This is a genomic window from Anaerolineales bacterium (genome assembly GCA_003105035.1).
In the GTDB taxonomy this organism is placed as follows: Bacteria; Chloroflexota; Anaerolineae; order Anaerolineales; family UBA4823; genus FEB-25.
Genome location: PQAL01000006.1, coordinates 15,215 through 31,557, shown reverse-complemented (window position 1 = coordinate 31,557; position 16,343 = coordinate 15,215). Strand labels below are relative to the sequence as shown.

10 protein-coding genes are annotated in these 16,343 nt (G+C 55.9%); 2 read left to right on the top strand and 8 right to left on the bottom strand.

Annotation, left to right across the window (positions count from 1 at the left end; translation table 11 throughout):
• The first annotated feature begins 33 nt into the window (after positions 1–33).
• A complete protein-coding gene (locus tag C3F13_04180) occupies positions 34–2,442 on the top strand; it encodes a penicillin acylase family protein (GenBank protein ID PWB55484.1) in 2,409 nt (802 codons plus the stop codon).
• A gap of 171 nt (positions 2,443–2,613) precedes the next feature.
• Here C3F13_04180 and C3F13_04175 read toward each other — a convergent pair whose 3' ends face one another.
• The 3 genes from C3F13_04175 to C3F13_04165 form a co-directional block, all read right to left on the bottom strand.
• On the bottom strand, positions 2,614–5,403 hold the full coding sequence (locus C3F13_04175; GenBank protein ID PWB55483.1) for an adenylate/guanylate cyclase domain-containing protein: 2,790 nt from the start codon (positions 5,401–5,403) through the stop codon (positions 2,614–2,616).
• 277 nt (positions 5,404–5,680) lie between these two features.
• Complete coding sequence (locus tag C3F13_04170) at positions 5,681–6,970, bottom strand: FAD-dependent oxidoreductase (GenBank protein PWB55482.1); 1,290 nt, start codon at positions 6,968–6,970, stop codon at positions 5,681–5,683.
• 178 nt (positions 6,971–7,148) lie between these two features.
• Positions 7,149–8,111, bottom strand: coding sequence for an ADP-ribosylglycohydrolase (locus C3F13_04165; GenBank protein ID PWB55481.1), 963 nt, complete (start codon positions 8,109–8,111; stop codon positions 7,149–7,151).
• A 62-nt stretch (positions 8,112–8,173) separates the two neighbouring features.
• Between C3F13_04165 and C3F13_04160 the strand changes: the two genes are divergently transcribed.
• The gene (locus C3F13_04160; protein ID PWB55480.1) at positions 8,174–8,374 is read left to right on the top strand and encodes a PspC domain-containing protein; all 201 of its coding nucleotides are present in this window, start codon (positions 8,174–8,176) and stop codon (positions 8,372–8,374) included.
• 5 nt (positions 8,375–8,379) lie between these two features.
• On the opposite strand, the gene C3F13_04155 is transcribed toward C3F13_04160, so the two are convergent.
• From C3F13_04155 to C3F13_04135, 5 genes are all read right to left on the bottom strand, one after another.
• Complete coding sequence (locus C3F13_04155; protein ID PWB55479.1) at positions 8,380–10,674, bottom strand: heavy metal translocating P-type ATPase; 2,295 nt, start codon at positions 10,672–10,674, stop codon at positions 8,380–8,382.
• Positions 10,674–11,249: a hypothetical protein gene (locus tag C3F13_04150; GenBank protein ID PWB55478.1), complete on the bottom strand. Its 576-nt coding sequence runs from the start codon at positions 11,247–11,249 to the stop codon at positions 10,674–10,676. Before C3F13_04150 ends, C3F13_04155 begins: the two co-directional genes overlap by 1 nt.
• Before the next feature lie 79 nt (positions 11,250–11,328).
• Positions 11,329–11,898 carry a 3'-5' exonuclease gene (locus C3F13_04145; protein PWB55477.1) on the bottom strand — a complete coding sequence of 190 codons (570 nt, stop codon included), beginning with the start codon at positions 11,896–11,898 and terminating at the stop codon, positions 11,329–11,331.
• Entirely contained in the window at positions 11,899–12,606 is a 708-nt protein-coding gene (locus C3F13_04140) for a hypothetical protein (protein PWB55476.1), read from the bottom strand.
• A gap of 115 nt (positions 12,607–12,721) precedes the next feature.
• Positions 12,722–16,282, bottom strand: coding sequence for a hypothetical protein (locus C3F13_04135; protein PWB55475.1), 3,561 nt, complete (start codon positions 16,280–16,282; stop codon positions 12,722–12,724).
• Positions 16,283–16,343: the final 61 nt, after the last annotated feature.

The window sequence follows — 16,343 nt, the reverse complement described above, 5'->3', positions numbered from 1 at the left end:
CCAAATCATCTGATCAATCATAAGGAGGTGTCTATGAACAGGCAATTCCGAAAAATCGGTTTGGTATTTGCGGGGCTCACCAGCCTGGCAGCGGGGGGTTATGCCTACTTGCGTCACACGTTCCTGCCTCAGACCAGCGGAACCGCACAGATCAAGGGGATTGAAGACCCGGTGGAGGTGATCCGTGACCGTTGGGGAATCCCCCATATTTACGCAAAAAATGAAATGGACCTGGTGTTCGCCCAGGGATTCGTCCACGCCCAAGACCGACTGTGGCAGATGGATTTTCAGCGACGCCTGGTGGCTGGACGGCTGGCTGAAATCCTGGGCGAGGTGGCCTTGCCGCTCGACCGCTGGATGCGCATCCTGGGGATGCGCAGGGCTGCCACCAGAGATGAACAGATAATTCCAGATAAAATCCGGGGTCTCATCGATGCCTACACGGCTGGGGTCAATGCCTGGATCAACCGCGGACATTACCCAATCGAGTTTACACTATTACGCTACCAGCCCGAACCCTGGACGGTGGCCGATTCGCTCGCCTGGGGTAAGATGATGGCCTGGACGCTCTCCGTCAATTGGGAAAGCGAGCTCTTGCGGGCGCAGCTGATCGCACGCTTGGGACCTGAAAAGGCTGCTGAGCTGGAACCGGAGCCTGATTCGAATGAACCCTATGTTATCCCCCCTGGGGTGGATTACTCCACAGTCGGTCATCTCGCTTCCGATCGGGCGAAGGCAGCCCGGCGGTTCACCGGGCCAGCTGGTGAACATGGTTTAGGCAGCAACAACTGGGTGCTGTCAGGTTTGCATACCGCCTCCGGTAAACCCCTGCTGGCCAACGATATGCACCTGCAAATGGGTATCCCGGCCATTTGGTACGAGAACCACCTGGTAGGCGGCGAGCTGGAGCTGGCGGGGGTCTCTTTGCCCGGGGTGCTGGGGATTATCGCCGGGCACAACCAGCACGTCGCCTGGGGGTTCACCAACGGCTTCCCCGATGTTCAGGACTTGTATCTTGAACATCTCAACCGCACCGAGCAAGGTCAGGTGCAATATGAATATCAGGGCCAGTGGCTGGATGCTGAGGTATTGCAGGAGCCTATCCGGATCAAAGGAGGGCAAACGGTCACCCAGGAAGTGATCATCACCCGCCACGGACCTATCATCAACCAGCTGGCGCCTGATCTGGTTGGTGAGACTCCCCTGGCCTTACGCTGGACTGCCTTGGATGCTGAGCAGTTATTCACTGCCTTGTTTGGGATGAATCGGGCCAAAAATTGCCTCGAATTTCGTGAAGCGCTGCGTTCCTGGGGCACCCCGTCTCAGAATACGGTGTACGCCGACACCCAGGGCAACATCGCCTATAACCTGACCGGCAGGGTGCCTATCCGTATGCGGGGCGATGGGCGGGTGCCTGTCCCCGGCTGGACCGGTGAATACGAATGGAGCGGCTTTATCCCCTTCGATGAGCTGCCCCAGCTTTATAACCCTCCCCAGGGCTATATCGTTACCGCTAACAACCGCCAGGTGGATCACAGCTACCCGAATTTCCTGGGTAGCGACTACATCTCCGCCAACCGTGCCCGGCGAATCAAGGAGCTAATCGAAGCCAATCCGAAGATCGATATCGCTTACATCCAGCGCATGCATTTTGACCAGGTTTCGCCTCATGCCCGGACGGTCGGAGCCTTGCTGGGTGGGCTCACCACTAATGACCCCGAGCTAAAAATCGTGGTTGAGGCGATGAAGAAGTGGGATGGCAACCTATCCCCTGCCAGCCCTGAAGCCAGCGTATATGAGGTGTTTTATCGCCGCCTGGTCCTGCTGCTGACCTCGCCCAGGCTGGGTGACCTGGCCATCTGCTACCTGGGCAAGGGTCCCACTCCAATATTGGCAGAAACCAGCATTTTCGGAGAGCGTGCCTTTGAATGGCTGCTCCATGAAGCCAGCGCACAGGATTCGGTCTGGTTCGGGAAAATGGATGGAGAAAGTCGGGACGAGCTGCTGCGCATGGCTTTGCGAGAGGCTGTGGATGAGCTGAAAGGTCGCTTTGGTGCCTCGATGGAAAATTGGTCCTGGGGCAAGCAGCATAAGCTACGCTTTGCCCACACCCTGGGTAGCGTGAAACCGCTTAACTTGCTCTTGAACCGCGGTCCCTACCCGGTGGGTGGTGATGGCAATACTATCTGGAATACATTCACGGGGTACCATGACCTGGCATCCGATGCCGTGGTTGGCCCGCCGTTCCGTTTCATCGCCGACCTGGGAGACCTGGAGCACTGCCAGGGGTTGCTTGCCCCGGGCCAGTCGGGCCATCCGTTCAGCAAGCATTACGCCGACCAGATCAAAGCCTGGTTCAACCGCGGCTACCATCCGATGATCTTCAATCGCCAGGAAGTGGATAAGGCTACTGAAGCTAAACTGACCCTGCTACCCAGCTAAGCTTGCGATGAATCCATCACGAATGTACAGGTAATGCTTGACAAATATTGTGCAGGGGCTCAGCGTCGCTGAGCCCTTGTGATTACGGCCCTATGAGCCTACGATACCCAACCCAAAATGAGGTAACCTCAACCATCAAAGCACTACATTAGCACTCCCATTTCATCAGGTCTATGGGTTTTGTTTCTTCGCCAGCTCAATCGCGTCTTCCAGGGTCAAAGTGCGCCCGTCTGCCCACAATTTTTCGAACTCGGTTTCACCGAGCCGCTCACGGACTGTAGCAATGAGCGGTTCATATACCTTGCGGGAGAATTCAGTCATTACCACATTGAGCTTCTCGGCTGCAGCTTTAGACGCCCCAAACAGGCGTGCGGCGCGTTCATCCTGCCCTGTCAGGGCAGCGATGCCTGAATTACCGTCAATATACAATAAGTGCCCACTGATATCTTTCATATCATCAAATATCTCCAGGCATTCATCAAATAACGCCCTGGCCTGGACGGCATCGCGTTCCTTTAGAAAGACCTGGCCCAAACGGTACAGCGTCCAGACGAGGCCACTTCGAAATCCCATTTGCCTGCGAATTTGAGCGCACTCCGTCAACATCACCCTGGCTTTGGGGTATTCTCCTTCCATGAATGCCAACCGGGAGAGAGATTCGAGCGCAAAGGAGATGCAATTTGGAAAATTCTCCTGCCGGGCTAACTCAAGTGATTGTTCAAGATGCATTCGGCCCATTTTGAGATTTCCACTATTGCATAGCGATTCGCCCAACTGCCAGAGGCTTCCCGCAATACCATCATTGTCGCCGAGCTCACGCGAGATTGCCAGGCGTTGTTCCGCGTAATAGCGTAACTGCGCCCAATCACCCCGCCGTAAATTATTAACAGCCAGGACATGCGTTATAAGCGAAACCAGTTTTTTATCGCCCAGCTCTTTTGCCATTTCCAGGGCCGATTCCAGTAAATCCTGTGCATGTTGGTAATCCTCCAGGTAAGTAGCCCGATCACCAGCGAAGTAGAGCGCCATGGCTTTCATCTTCCCGGGTGGCCAGGATTCCGCCATAATCGATATGCGCTCGATCCAGCTGTTAAATTCGAAATTCCGAGAAGTAAAATCAATAAACATACCTAATGAATTTGCCAGCAAGATGGCTGATTCCGGGTCACATGAAAGGGCATATTCCATGCTGGTGCGTAAGTTGTCAAACTCAGCATCAAATCGCCTTATCCACTCTGGATCTCCTATCCATGTGTAAGGTTCTCCCTGCAGGGCGAGTTTTAGGAAATATGCCAGGTGCTTATCCCTTAGCGATGCCAGCTCACCGGTAGCCTGCAGCTTCTCCAGGGCGTACTGCCGCACCGTCTCCAGGAAACCATAGCGGTTCTCACCATTCCACTCCTGCACGCTCACCAGCGAATGGTCGACCAGTGCGCTGAGCAGATCCATCACCTGGGAAGCTGAAATATCATGTTCTGCTGGCGCGCTGGTGGCATCCTCAGCACAAATCGCCTCCGCGGCCTCCAGGGTGAAACTGCCGGGAAACACTGCCTGGCGGTTGAACATGATGCATTCAGCTGAGCTGAGAAGGTCATAGCTCCAGTCGATGGCAGCCCGCAGGGTTTGCTGGCGGGGCAGGAGGGTGCGGCTACCGCCGGTCAGCAGGTTGAATCGATCGCCCAACCGTGCTGAAATTGAAGCTGGAGATAAGTGGCGTGTCCGTGCCGCTGCCAGCTCGATGGCCAGCGGGATACCATCCAGGTGGGTGCAGATTTGTGCCACAGCGGGCGCGTTCTCGCTGGTGATGCTGAAAGAAGGTTGTATTGCTGATGCGCGATCAATAAACAAGCGCACGGCATCATACTGGGCCAGGGTAAGTACCGTTTGGGTGCGTTTGGGGTCGGGGAGTGCCAGCGGTTGTACAGGGTAGGTTCGTTCACCCCCCAGGTTCAAGTGTACCCGGCTGGTGGCAAGGATCTTCAGCTCTGGAGCGCTGCGCATAAGTAATTCCGCCAGCTGAGCAGAGGCTTCAACCAGGTGCTCACAGTTATCCAAAATGAGCAACATGTGTTCCTCGCGCACATGCTCCACCAGCAGGTCAGATAATGGCCTGTCGGGCTGTTCGCGCACGCCCAGGACGGCGGTAACCGTACTCTGCACCAGGGCAGGATCATGCAGTGGTGCAAGCTCGACCAGCCACACTCCGCCGGGAAATTCGTCAATTAGGTCAGCTGCCACCTGTAATGCCAGGCGGGTCTTGCCTGTTCCACCGGTCCCAGTTAAGGTGAGCAGGTGGGTGCTGCTGAGCAACTTCTTGATCTCGGCCATCTCATGTTCACGGCCGATGAAGCTGGTCAGCTGAACGGGCAGGTTGTGTGGGTGAACATCGAGGGTTTTAAGGGGTGCGAAGTCGGTCAGCAGGCCAGGCGCAAGCACCTGGAAGATCTGCTCCGGGCGGATCAGGTCCTTCAAGCGCCGGGGACCCATGTCGCGCAGGCTCACATCTTGGGGCAGGTGGTCACGCACCAGCTCGGCGGTGGGGAGTGAGACCAGGATCTGCCCACCATGCCCGGCAGACAGCAGGCGAGCAGCACGGCTCAATGTCAGGCCGGAGGCATATTCGCCTGAAGTGTAGTCACCCACTTTCAGCTCAGCCTGCCCGGTGTGTAGGGCCATGCGCACCTTGATGATACCCGTCTCCCCCCATTTTTCAGCCAGCAGGGCGTGCTGTGCCTCGATAGCTGCCTCCAGCCCGGCACAGGCGGTGGGGAACGCCGCACAGAAGGCATCCCCGATGATCTGGAAGACGTAACCACCCTGGTTGGCGATGGCCTCATTCAGCAGGGCGTGGTGACGTTGGAGGGCTGTCTGCATGGTTTCAGGATGCTGCTGCCACAGCCTGGTACTGCCCGCGATATCGGTGAATAAGAAAGTAATTGTCCCAACCGGTGCAACTGTCATAGCCGAGTCTCCCCACTAGAGCCAGGCAACTATGAAAACCCCACAATCGTAATTAACCATATCATATTTCTAAATTTATTTTCGTTGGATAGTTTAGTTTTGAATAGGCGTGGGTTGTATCAATAAGTGAGAATAGTTATTAACCATCAAACAAAAAAACTTTCACCAGCAGCAGGAAGGGTTAAATTACCAATAAGTAAATCTGCAACCCTGCGTATGGTAAACGCAATTCTCAGATATGAACAGGACATGCCCAACTAAGGAGACTAATTTCTGATCAAGATATCCAGTCCAATACCCTGTGCCACAGGCCAATCAGCGGCAGGAACCAGGGCTTCCCATTGTATAAACCGAGCGGCGCAGTGGGGAAGCTATAAGAGGAATAGGGTAAGTCTGCCACTGTACCGTCCAGCATGGCGTCTGCCACCCGCTTACCGATATGGGTGCCCAGGGCCACCCCGTGCCCGGCAAAGCCCAGTGCATAATGCACTCCCTCCAGCTGACCAGTATGCGGCATCTGGTCAAATGAGAAATCCAGGGTGCCGCCCCAGGCATATTCGACATCGGTTTTTTTCAGCTGTGGAAATATTTTCACCATCTCTCGCTGTAGGATTTTCGCACTCGAGCGGATGGTCGACTTTGTTTCAGGGAAGAAAGCCGCCCTGCCTCCGAAGACCAAGCGGTTGTCATCCGATAATCGATAATAGTTGAGAAAATGCTTGTAATCGAACACCATCCGCCGGTGCGGGATGAGCTGCGCGGCGAGGACCTCAGGCAGCGGTTGCGTGGCGATGATATACGATCCAATCGGGATGATACGGCGCTGCAATTGCGGGGTGGCTGGACCGGTGTAACCGCCGGTAGTGACCAGTACCTGGCCGGCTGCCAGATCGCCCCGCGTGGTTTTGAGCTGGAACCCGGCAGGTGTCCGCCGGATCTCCAGTAACCTGGTTGCTGGGCATAGCTGGGCCCCAGCCCGCTCGGCGGCATGAGCCAGGCCAGCAGCGTATTGCCCTGGGTTCAACCCTGCGCTGGTCTCATCCACCAGGCCACCATAATATACCTGTGAGCCGATCTCAACTTGCAGGTCTTCCCGGGAGATGAGGTGTGTCTGAAAGTTATATTGGCTGGCAAGCCGATCTGATTCATGCTGCAAGCCGGTATAATGTGCCGGCTTGTTCGCCAGCAAAAGCGAGCCGCTGCGGGCAAATCCACACTCGATCTGCTCCTCCTGCACGATCTGCTCCACGGTATCCAGCGAGGCGATTGAATCCTCGAACAGCTGGTGGGTTAAGTCCTTTCCATAGCGGTCTTCCACCGTTTCAACGTCCAGCTTGAGCCCGCTGAGGGCCATGCCGCCATTGCGCGAGCTGGCACCCCACCCGATGCTTTCCGCCTCGAGCAGCGCGGTGGCAGCGCCACGTTTAGCCAGCTGGTGGGCAGCCGAGACCCCCGGGATGCCCCCACCGATCACAGCCACATCCACTCGCCCCGGCAGGCTTGTCAGCGCATCACCCGCCGGCATCTCAACAGTATCGTGCCAGTAAACTTTTTCTTTAATCGGCATAGGTACCTCCTTAAACCGAAGTTTATCGTGGGTTGGGTTGAGTGGAGTGCTTTTCTCCACGAAACCCAACGCTTAACATCAGATCAACGCGCCTTCCCCCTCCGAATAAATCCTGGTAATCTCTCGCCAAACTCCGGTCACTTGTATCAAGTGGTCCTCTTGCACACTTATCAGCTTGTCATAATCCGTTGGCCAGATTAAAAAGCTTATCCGCATACTCGATGATCAACTCCAGCATGGCCAGCATCGAACGCCATTCCAGCGGGATGCCTTCTTCTCCGTAATACGCGCCAGCCAGCTGGCCGTAAATGGCAGCGGTGGTGTCGGCATCTTCACCCAGGTTGGCAGCCAGAAGAGCCCCCTCCTGGAAGGAGTCCGAATGGTAAAAAGCCCACAAGGCTGCTTCCAGGCTGCGCACCACATAACCGCTGCCCTGGATTTCCGGCGGTTGCTTGTGCTTGAAGGAACCCGCCGCCACCTGGCGGATCTCGGGATCCAGCCTGCTGAGTGACTCCAGGGTTTGAGCATCGACGAAGTCCCAGGCGGCGGGTGGTGACAGCAGGGATTCCTTCGGAACGCCGAGCAAGACGCCTACGGTGACCATTCCGAAGTAACGGCAGGCATCCAGCGCCTGTGGGGCAGCATGCGTGGTGCGTGAAGCATCCGCACAGCGTGCCAAGGCTTTGCTGGGCTGTCGAGCATAGAACATGGGCACCGGCGCAAGGCGCATTAATGAGCCGTTGCCAGCGCTGTACCTCGCTGCAAGTCCGGGATAAGGTTCACTCGTGCGCTCGAAACGGCGTAATGCTTCTGAGGTAGTTCCACCGATATCGAAGAAACGTCCATTGGAGGAGAGGTAGCCGGTATGCCACCAGCGCAGGTAGCGTTCCAGCTGGTCAACCGGGTCAAAACCGCCCTTTTGGATCAGGCTCTCGGCCAGGCACAGCGCCATGGAGGTGTCATCAGTCCACTCACCCGCAATAAGGTGAAATGGTCCACCCCCAACCAGATCGGAGATGGGGATGAAGCTGCCTGGTGGCTTAAATTCGAGCGCCGTACCCAGGGCATCTCCGGCAGCTAAGCCCAGCAGGCAGCCGCGATGGCGAGAACGGGCGAGGGCACGAGGAAGAACTGGAGACATTGTCTGCGCAACCTTTTGGGCTGTTCGGCGTTAACTATTAAAGCAGGACGAGGAGGAAAAACATGAATTTGGGATCTAAAAAACTATTCCGTAGCCGCACGAACCGCATGATCTTTGGGGTGTGCGCCGGGCTGGCTGAATTCTTTGGCATCGATCCGACCATCGTCCGGTTAGTATTCGTGGCGGGCACCCTCCTGTGGTTTGGCACGTTTCTCCTTCTGTATCTGATCATGTTCATCGTCGTGCCGGAGGAGCCCCTCTAATCTGGCTAGATCTTCTTACGCAACATCCGCATCCCATTTAGTGTTACCAACAAAGAGGCGCCCATATCGGCGAAGACTGCCATCCACAGTGTTGTCAGGCCCGGCAGGGTCAGTAGCAAAAACACCGCTTTTACCACCAGGCTAAAGGCGATGTTTTGTTTAATGATTGCCTGCGTCTGGCGGGCGGTCTGGATCGTGCCTGGCAGATGAGTCAGGTCATCCTGCATTAATACCACGTCAGCTGTTTCCATCGCCTGGGCCGAGCCGGCACCACCCATAGCAATCCCCGTGTCTGCAGCTGCCAGGGCTGGAGCATCATTCACCCCATCTCCCACCATGACCACCAGGCCATGTGCGGCTTGCAAGTCGCGCACTGCATTCAGCTTATCCTCCGGCAGCAAACCAGCCCGCACCTCATCCAGGCTGCCCAAAGTGAGGGCCACCCTGGCTGCCACGGTCGGGTTGTCACCGGTCAGCATCACGGTGGAGAAACGCGGGTCAATGGCTTTCAGCTGGCGCAGGGTGTCTGCTGTGGTCGGGCGTGGTGCATCTGCCACCGATACGTAACCTACCAGGTAATCATCCTTGCCCACCAGCATTACCGTCTGCCCATCGTCCATGGCAGATTGGATATCCTCGTGCAGCTGGTGATCCAGGGCATCATCTCTGGCATGGAACAGGTCATGGCTGCCGACCAGGATGCTGCTGCCGTTGGAGATGCCTTGCACACCCTGGCCTGCCAGTGATTGGACACTCTCAGCTGCCGGGTAGGTGTGGGTCAGCTGGCGCCTCTGCACTTCAGCCATGATGGCCTGTGCCAGTGGGTGCTCGGAACGCTGTTCCACGGTGGCTGCCAGAGCCAGCATATCATCACAAGCCGGGCAGCGTAGTGCATCCGGTAAACAGTCCACAGAGCGAGCGTGTGTCACCGTTGGCTGACCAACGGTCAGGGTGCCGGTCTTATCAAACGCGAACAAGCGGGCGCGTGCAAGCACATCGATGAATTTTCCACCTTTAACCAGCACACCACTGCCAGCCAGGGCCGTCAATGACGAAACCATGGTGACCGGGGTGCTGATGACCAGGGCGCATGGGCAAGCCACAATGAGCAGGGTGAGCGCCCTGTAAAGCCAGCCATGCGTACCATTGATATCGAAGAATGGTGCACCAAATAGCAGGGGAGGAATGACCGCCACGCAGGCTGCCAGGACGACTACCGCCGGGGTATACCAGGAGGCAAATCGGTCGATGGAGCGTTCCACGGGGGCACGCTGCGCCTGGGCCTGGTCCACCAGGCGCACAATGCGGCTGATGGTTGATTCAGCTGCGATTTGAGACACGCTCAGCTCAAGCACTGCCTCACCATTCAGCGTGCCGGCATACACCTTGTCTCCGGGGGCTTTCTGTACCGGCACTGATTCACCGGTCACAGGCGCCTGGTTGACCAGTGAAATGCCGCTCAGCACGTGGCCGTCTACCGGGATGCGCTCACCCGGCCGCACGATGACCCGCTCGCCGATGGCGATTTGCTCCACGGGCAGGGTCAGCTCATGCTCGCCACATTCGGGGCAGGGGCCACCTGTGTAGCCTCCCTGGCCCATATGTTCTTCGCAATCTATGCAGGGCCGCATCACGTGGGCCCGCTCGGGCTTCAGGCTGAGCAGGCTCTGTAGCGAGCGGCGGGCTTTATCGGCCGTATAGCCCTCCAGGGCTTCACCAATAGAAAACAAGAGCACCACGGTGCAGGCTTCACTGATCTCGCCGATGAACAAGGCGCCTAGAGTCGCGATACTCATCAGTAAGTCGATGGTAATCTGCCTGCCGATGAAAAGAGCCCTGACCCCGCGGTTGACGATTGGGTAACCAGCCAGGCCAGCAGCGGCTAGCTGCAGGCCGGTCTTGATCCACTGGCTGTACAGACCGCTCCCGAATAATGCAAATGGGATCGAGAGCAGCAACAAGACTGCTCCCAAAAGTGCCATGCGGGTCTGGGTGGAAGCATACAGGTAGCCTAAGAACCCAGGCAGCCGCAAGCTGCCTGCCGCTTGAGTGTTGCCATTTTGGGACTCGTTTGGATAGGCTAAGCCAGGTGTAACCACCTGGTAGCCGAGAGCTTCCACCCGCTTGACCAGTGCCTGGGGTTCAAAGCTCCCGTTGGCTTCTAAAAAACCTGTGGTGAAATTAACGTTCACCTGCTCAACCCCCTGGATGTTTGCTAAGCTCTTCTCCAGGCTAAGGGCGCAATCTGCGCAATCCATTCCCTGGATGAAGTACTTTACTTCTTTTGGTTCTGATTGCATCAATAATAGACCTTCCAACCGGCAATTGCCAATAAAATCGCCCTCATCAGCCAGGCATCTTCATGCGCTCGTCGAAAGGCGATGATCTCGATATCAATCCCGACCAACCGGGCTGCTTCCTCAAGGGTGTACGTCAACAGCTGACCTGTGCGTGGGTCGCGTTCATTACGGTAGCGCGAGAAAAGATCCATCAAGTTATAGAAATTGCTCGTATCCAGCACCCAGCGTTGGTGAATATTTTGGTAAGAGTTCTGCAAGGCCAACAGCTCGTTGGCCAGGTCATAGACGCACACTTTCTTCCCGATTAAGATTTCTTCGATGCGCGGCAGGATCTCAGCCCAACGTGGGGCATTGTCCACCATGTCATCGGTGACCCCGTGGACCTCCGTGGCTGTTGCCCGGATGTGCCGCTTAGGTTTGACCAGCTCATCCACCATCGGTTTGCCGGCGCTGTCCAGGATGGCGATCTCAACCACTTCGTCTAGCTCCAGTGCTCCGGTAGTCTTGCAATGTAGGAACAGCGGTTTCACCTGGAGCAGGTTGCGGGCTTCGAGTTGGGTCTCAAGGAGGGTCATAGGGTCTCACCAGCCATGGTTTTTGTTAACCGACTTTCTCATCTACCGATCAATTCTGAGCATGTAAAGTATCCCATGATCAGCTACTTTCTGCCATATGGTGCAAAAGTGCCCGGGTCAGCAGGCAGTCATCCACTGCGCGATGCGCATTGGGCAAACGGATGCCGCACTGCCGGCCAGCTAACTCCAGCGATTGGTAGCGGAAGGACCTGCGCATGGGATCCCAATCGCCATAAAACCGTGCGTAAAGCTGCATGACATCAAAAAAACTGCTATCGGGCAGGCTTGTACGTAGCCATGAACGCTGGTTCGACTGCTTGATCAGGCGCAGGTCGAACTCCACATTATACACCCCGATGCGCCTATCCAATAACACCTGCTCAACCTGCGGCCACACCTGGTCCCATGTGGGGGCATTGGCAAGCATGTCCATGGTGATACCATGGATGCGCCCGGCTGCCGGGTCTATCTTGCCGCGTGGCTTGACCAGTGAATCGAATAGCACCTGCTCCTGGTCATCCAGCACCCCGATTTCAATCACCTCTGCCGATTGGTGCAGGCCGGTGGTCTCAGTGTCGAGATACACCGGGTTAGCTTCAAGCAGGAGGTGGGCTTGCTGGATGGCTTCGCGGCGGTAGGTGGTATTCATTTATCCAAACACCTTGGGCGGTAGGGCTGGCTGCGCAGCTTTTTCGGCCAATAATTCCATTAAGCGGGGGTGGTCAGCATATACACCCCGGTGTGACTCGGGCAGCTCTACGGCGATGCGGCACATGATCTCCTCGGTGTCTGCCTTAAGCTGTGCATCGCGATTCTTGTTTTCCAAGGGTGGCAGGGTGAAGGTCGGGCCCACATGGGCGACAATATTCAAGCGCCGGAAATGTTTAAGACGATCAACTACCTCTTGATCGCCGCTACCGGTCACCCCTACAGGCAGGATGGGCAGGCCGGATTTGGCTGCGATGTAACTGGCGCCATCCCAACCTTCAATCAGTGAGCATGTCGGGCTGCGGGTACTTTCGGGGGCGATCACCACCACCCCACCCTTCTTCATGCGACGCAGCACTTCGCGCATGGCATTCAGGTCAGCGTTATAGCGATCTACGAAGACCGCGTCCACAGCCTGGGCCAATACGCGTGACCAGGTGTGTTCTTTGTATTTTTCAGCTACCAGCATGATGATATCCCTGCGATTTAGCATGTAGTACACCAATCCGGGGTCCAGACGCCCGATGTGGTTGGCTACGCCCACATAGCTGGTATCGTTGGGAGGCAAATTTTCCAGCCCATACACCGTGAGGCGAGAGATGATGGGCAGGATCACACGCAGTAAAAACATGACGATGGCGTAAGACATCGCCTAATTTTACCGCAATGTGTCTTTGGAAAAATGGTGCAAAGCCATCAAAACATGACAAGATTGATAGGAGGCTGGTTTACCATGAGGGTGTCCACCCTAACCTGGATTGAGCCTAAGGTATCGCCTGCATGCCATGTAATCGCCCCTCAAGCAGCTCGATATACCCCGGCGCCTCCATCTTGGTGAACATCTCCAGCGATTGACGATAAACCTGCCCAGCGTGCTCCTGGTCACCTGGTAGGTTGCGGCCCAGCAGGGCGTCCCCCAGGGAAATGAGAGCCCAGGCATGGTACCAGCGATAGCCACCGGGCTGGTAAATGTCGATCAGGGCCTGAGATGCTGAAATGGCAGCATCCCAGCGGCCTTCCTCTTTGGAAACCTCAGCTTCTGCAATGAGTTTTGCCACTTCGACTTCTTTATATACGGGTGGGACGAGACCCCGGATTGCCTCTGACAGCTGGTCGTGTGCTTCCACGATCCGTCCTTGACGCGCCATCACCACTGCCAATAAGAACCGTGATTGTAAAGGCTGGCAATTGAGAGTAATATTTTCGCGTAACGCAGTCTCAGCTTCGGAAAAGTCAACCTTAGCACCAAACCTCTGCAGGTCAAGACTGGCAAAAACAAGAAAAATATTGGTTGACGCAATGATCTGGTATTTCCTTGCTTCGCGTAAGCCTACCAGTCGTTGGCGAATATAAACAAGAAACTCAGTCCATTCACCTCTGAAAAGCAAACCCACAGGGAAAATCTCCTGGCAAAAATGATCGATGCGCGACTGTGTGGCAGTTGACTTATGCAGAATTTCCAAAAGCCTCTCTTCATAGACGGGTAACTGCCCGATATCTTTTAAGCTTTCAGCCAAATTTGGTAGCCCAAAAAGCAGAGCTTCAACATCACCGATGCGCAGATATATATTGATCACTTGCTGATGGTGTTGCATTACGGCTTCAGCGTCTGTGAAATTTTGTGAGGCTAACACACCGATATTTGTGTGCGCACGAGCAGCCGAAGACCATAAGCCATTCGCTTCACTGATCGTGATTGCCTCTTGCAAGAGCTGGATGGCTTGTTCATAATCAGGCTCGCATAAAGCCAGGGTGATCATGGCCTGTGCTTTGGCTTCTTGCGCTTCCACTTTATCACCCATCTCGATCGCCTGTTGACAGAGTGATATTACTCCATCATATTTGGCAAGGAAAAATGATGCTCGAGCTGCCTCTGCCAGCAACGCGGCCATGCCCGGGCTCTCCGGGGCACCTTCCAGCCGCCTTAGCCCCTCCTGGCAGGCTTCCCACGCTTTTCCATAATCATCCATCCAGAGAAAACTGGCCAGGCCCGCATACAGGTAAGCTGCTCCGTCTTTGTTTCCCAAATTCACACAAATCTCAATTCCTTGACGGATAAGCTCAGCTGCATCCAGTACAAATCCTTGTAGATATGTAGCATATCCCAGTCCTGCCAGGCAGCGTACCTTCTGTTCATCAACGGGAATATTCTTTAGCGCTTCTCGGAAGTATCCCTCTGCTTCCGCATTGGCGAAGGATGCCAGTGCTGCCTCTCCTGCTTGAAGGAAATAGATGGCTGCTTCTTCCTGCCTTCCAGCTAACCTCAAGTGCCCGGCAATCAGCCCGCTGTACGCTCCTTTACGGCTGGCAACTTGCTCGACCAGCCAGTCCGCTACCAACCCGTGGTATTTACGTCTCAAGCGCTTGAGCACCGATTCGTAGGTCACCTCACGCAGGATATCATGTTTGAAAAGATATTCACAGGCGTCCGCGAAAGCTGAAGCTTCCCGTCGATAGATCATCTCCCGGCTGCGCAGTGAAGTTAGTACATCTCCTACCAGCTGAGGTCTTCCGCCCTCTGCCGATTGGATGTGAGCCACCACCTGGTCCCAGAACAGGCGTCCGACCACTGAGGCCTGCTGGAGGATCTGCTGCTCCTCGGCAGGCAGGCTCTCCAGGCGCGCCTGCAGCACGCCAGTCAGGGTTGAAGGTACTTTGATCTCCGACAGACGTTGTGGCAGCACCTGCCAGGTCTCATCCCCCTTAATCACCACGCCGTCTTCCACCAGCATCTTGACCAGTTCTTCGACGTAGAACGGGTTGCCTTCGGCTCCTTCCACCACCAGGGTAAAAAGTTCAGCTGGTACCTGGTCGGCCAGCTTAAAAATTTCACTTACCAGCTGGTGGCTTTCGCGTTTGGATAGGGGTTCCAGGTTCAGGCGATGGTGGTATTCGAGTCCTTCACCCCAATAGGGGCGGCGCTCGAGCAGCGAATGCCTGGCGGCACAGGTGAAGAGCAGCGGTTGATGCTGCAAGCGCTCTGCCAGAGTGGTTAGTGTATCCAGCGAGGAGTCATCTGCCCAGTGGATGTCCTCCAGGAAGACAATCACGGGGGTGATCAAACATAATCCGATAAAATACTCACCCAGGTACATTAAACCCCGGTTACGCAGCTGCTCGGCGTCTGATAACACACCTTTGAGGTGCGGGCTGCTGCTGAAATCGAAGCCCAGCCACTGCCCCAGGATATGCGCCCGCATCTGCCCCTCATCCACTTCGGCGAAAACCTCGCTAAAACCGGCTTCAACTTTATCGCGCACGGTCTGCACGGGGTCATTTTCCTGCAGCTGGAAGCGGAACTCGAACAGGTCGCGCAGCATTGCCAGGGGCATGCCCTGAGCTTCCGGGTGTGCCCGCCCTTCATAAAAGCGTACCCGCGATGGCTGCAGGTCGATCCAGTTTTGGAACTCATACAGCAAGCGCGACTTGCCCACCCCAGCCTCACCGATGATGGTGACCACCTGCCCGCCGTGATCCTCAACGGCACCCAGGAAGGCATCCTGCAGGTACTTGAGCTCACTCGATCGCCCGACCATGCGCGTTTCCACCCCTTCCACGCCACGCGTATAGGAGCGGAAGGCACGTGGCTTGGCATTCTGAACTTGATAAACACGCACCGACTCATCAAATCCTTTGACCTTAATGGGCTCCAAGGCTACCACATTGAACACCCCGCGGATGTGCTGGTAGGTGTCATGTGAGATGAGCAAGCCACCGGGTGGGGCTGCGCTCTGCAGCCGGGCAGCCAGGTTGATGGCTGGCCCCTTGGTGGTGTCAGCTCCTTCTGTCTCACCACCCAGGAGCACCAGGCCGGTATTGACCCCCACCCGCACCCTGAACTCTTTGATACCCCACTCTGCCTCCAGCTCTCTGGCGATCTCATCAGCCACGCGCAGGATTTGCAAGCCTGCCCGTACGGCCCGTTCTGGATCGTCTTCACGCGCGGTAGGAGCTCCAAAGATGGCCATGAACCCATCCCCCATATAGCTGGTGACATGCCCGCCGTGGTCGTACACCGGCTGGGACAGACGTTTGAGGTTGCGGTCGAAGGCTTCGCTGACGTCTTCCGGGTCCATGTGCTGGATGATCGAAGTTGAGCCCACCGTGTCCATGAACAGGATGGTGAGCAGCTTGCGTTGCTGGGCTGGTTCTTCAGGCGGCGGTGATTTAGAAACTTCTAGCAGGTGGTTGAGCTCAGCCAGCTTTTCATTCAGTGGCTGTACGGCTTTATCAACAAATGCATCACCCAGCGAATCACGCTGGGCTTCCATCTGTGCGATGGTGTCCTTGAGCCGCTTGATCTGTTCTTCGATTGTTGGAGACATAGCCTTGCCTCCTGAAACCTATTCTCGCCGAGAAAAACTAAGCGATATTTCTCTAATAAAA

Excerpts from the sequence above, each read along its gene's own strand:
- C3F13_04160 (PWB55480.1), top strand. The coding sequence starts at position 8,174 with ATGAATTTGGGATCTAAAAAACTATTCCGTAGCCGCACGAACCGCATG.
- C3F13_04175 (PWB55483.1), bottom strand. The coding sequence starts at position 5,403 with ATGACAGTTGCACCGGTTGGGACAATTACTTTCTTATTCACCGATATC.
- C3F13_04170 (PWB55482.1), bottom strand. The coding sequence starts at position 6,970 with ATGCCGATTAAAGAAAAAGTTTACTGGCACGATACTGTTGAGATGCCG.
- C3F13_04135 (PWB55475.1), bottom strand. The coding sequence starts at position 16,282 with ATGTCTCCAACAATCGAAGAACAGATCAAGCGGCTCAAGGACACCATC.
- C3F13_04155 (PWB55479.1), bottom strand. The coding sequence starts at position 10,674 with ATGCAATCAGAACCAAAAGAAGTAAAGTACTTCATCCAGGGAATGGAT.
- C3F13_04150 (PWB55478.1), bottom strand. The coding sequence starts at position 11,249 with ATGACCCTCCTTGAGACCCAACTCGAAGCCCGCAACCTGCTCCAGGTG.
- C3F13_04145 (PWB55477.1), bottom strand. The coding sequence starts at position 11,898 with ATGAATACCACCTACCGCCGCGAAGCCATCCAGCAAGCCCACCTCCTG.
- C3F13_04180 (PWB55484.1), top strand. The coding sequence starts at position 34 with ATGAACAGGCAATTCCGAAAAATCGGTTTGGTATTTGCGGGGCTCACC.
- C3F13_04140 (PWB55476.1), bottom strand. The coding sequence starts at position 12,606 with ATGTCTTACGCCATCGTCATGTTTTTACTGCGTGTGATCCTGCCCATC.
- C3F13_04165 (PWB55481.1), bottom strand. The coding sequence starts at position 8,111 with ATGTCTCCAGTTCTTCCTCGTGCCCTCGCCCGTTCTCGCCATCGCGGC.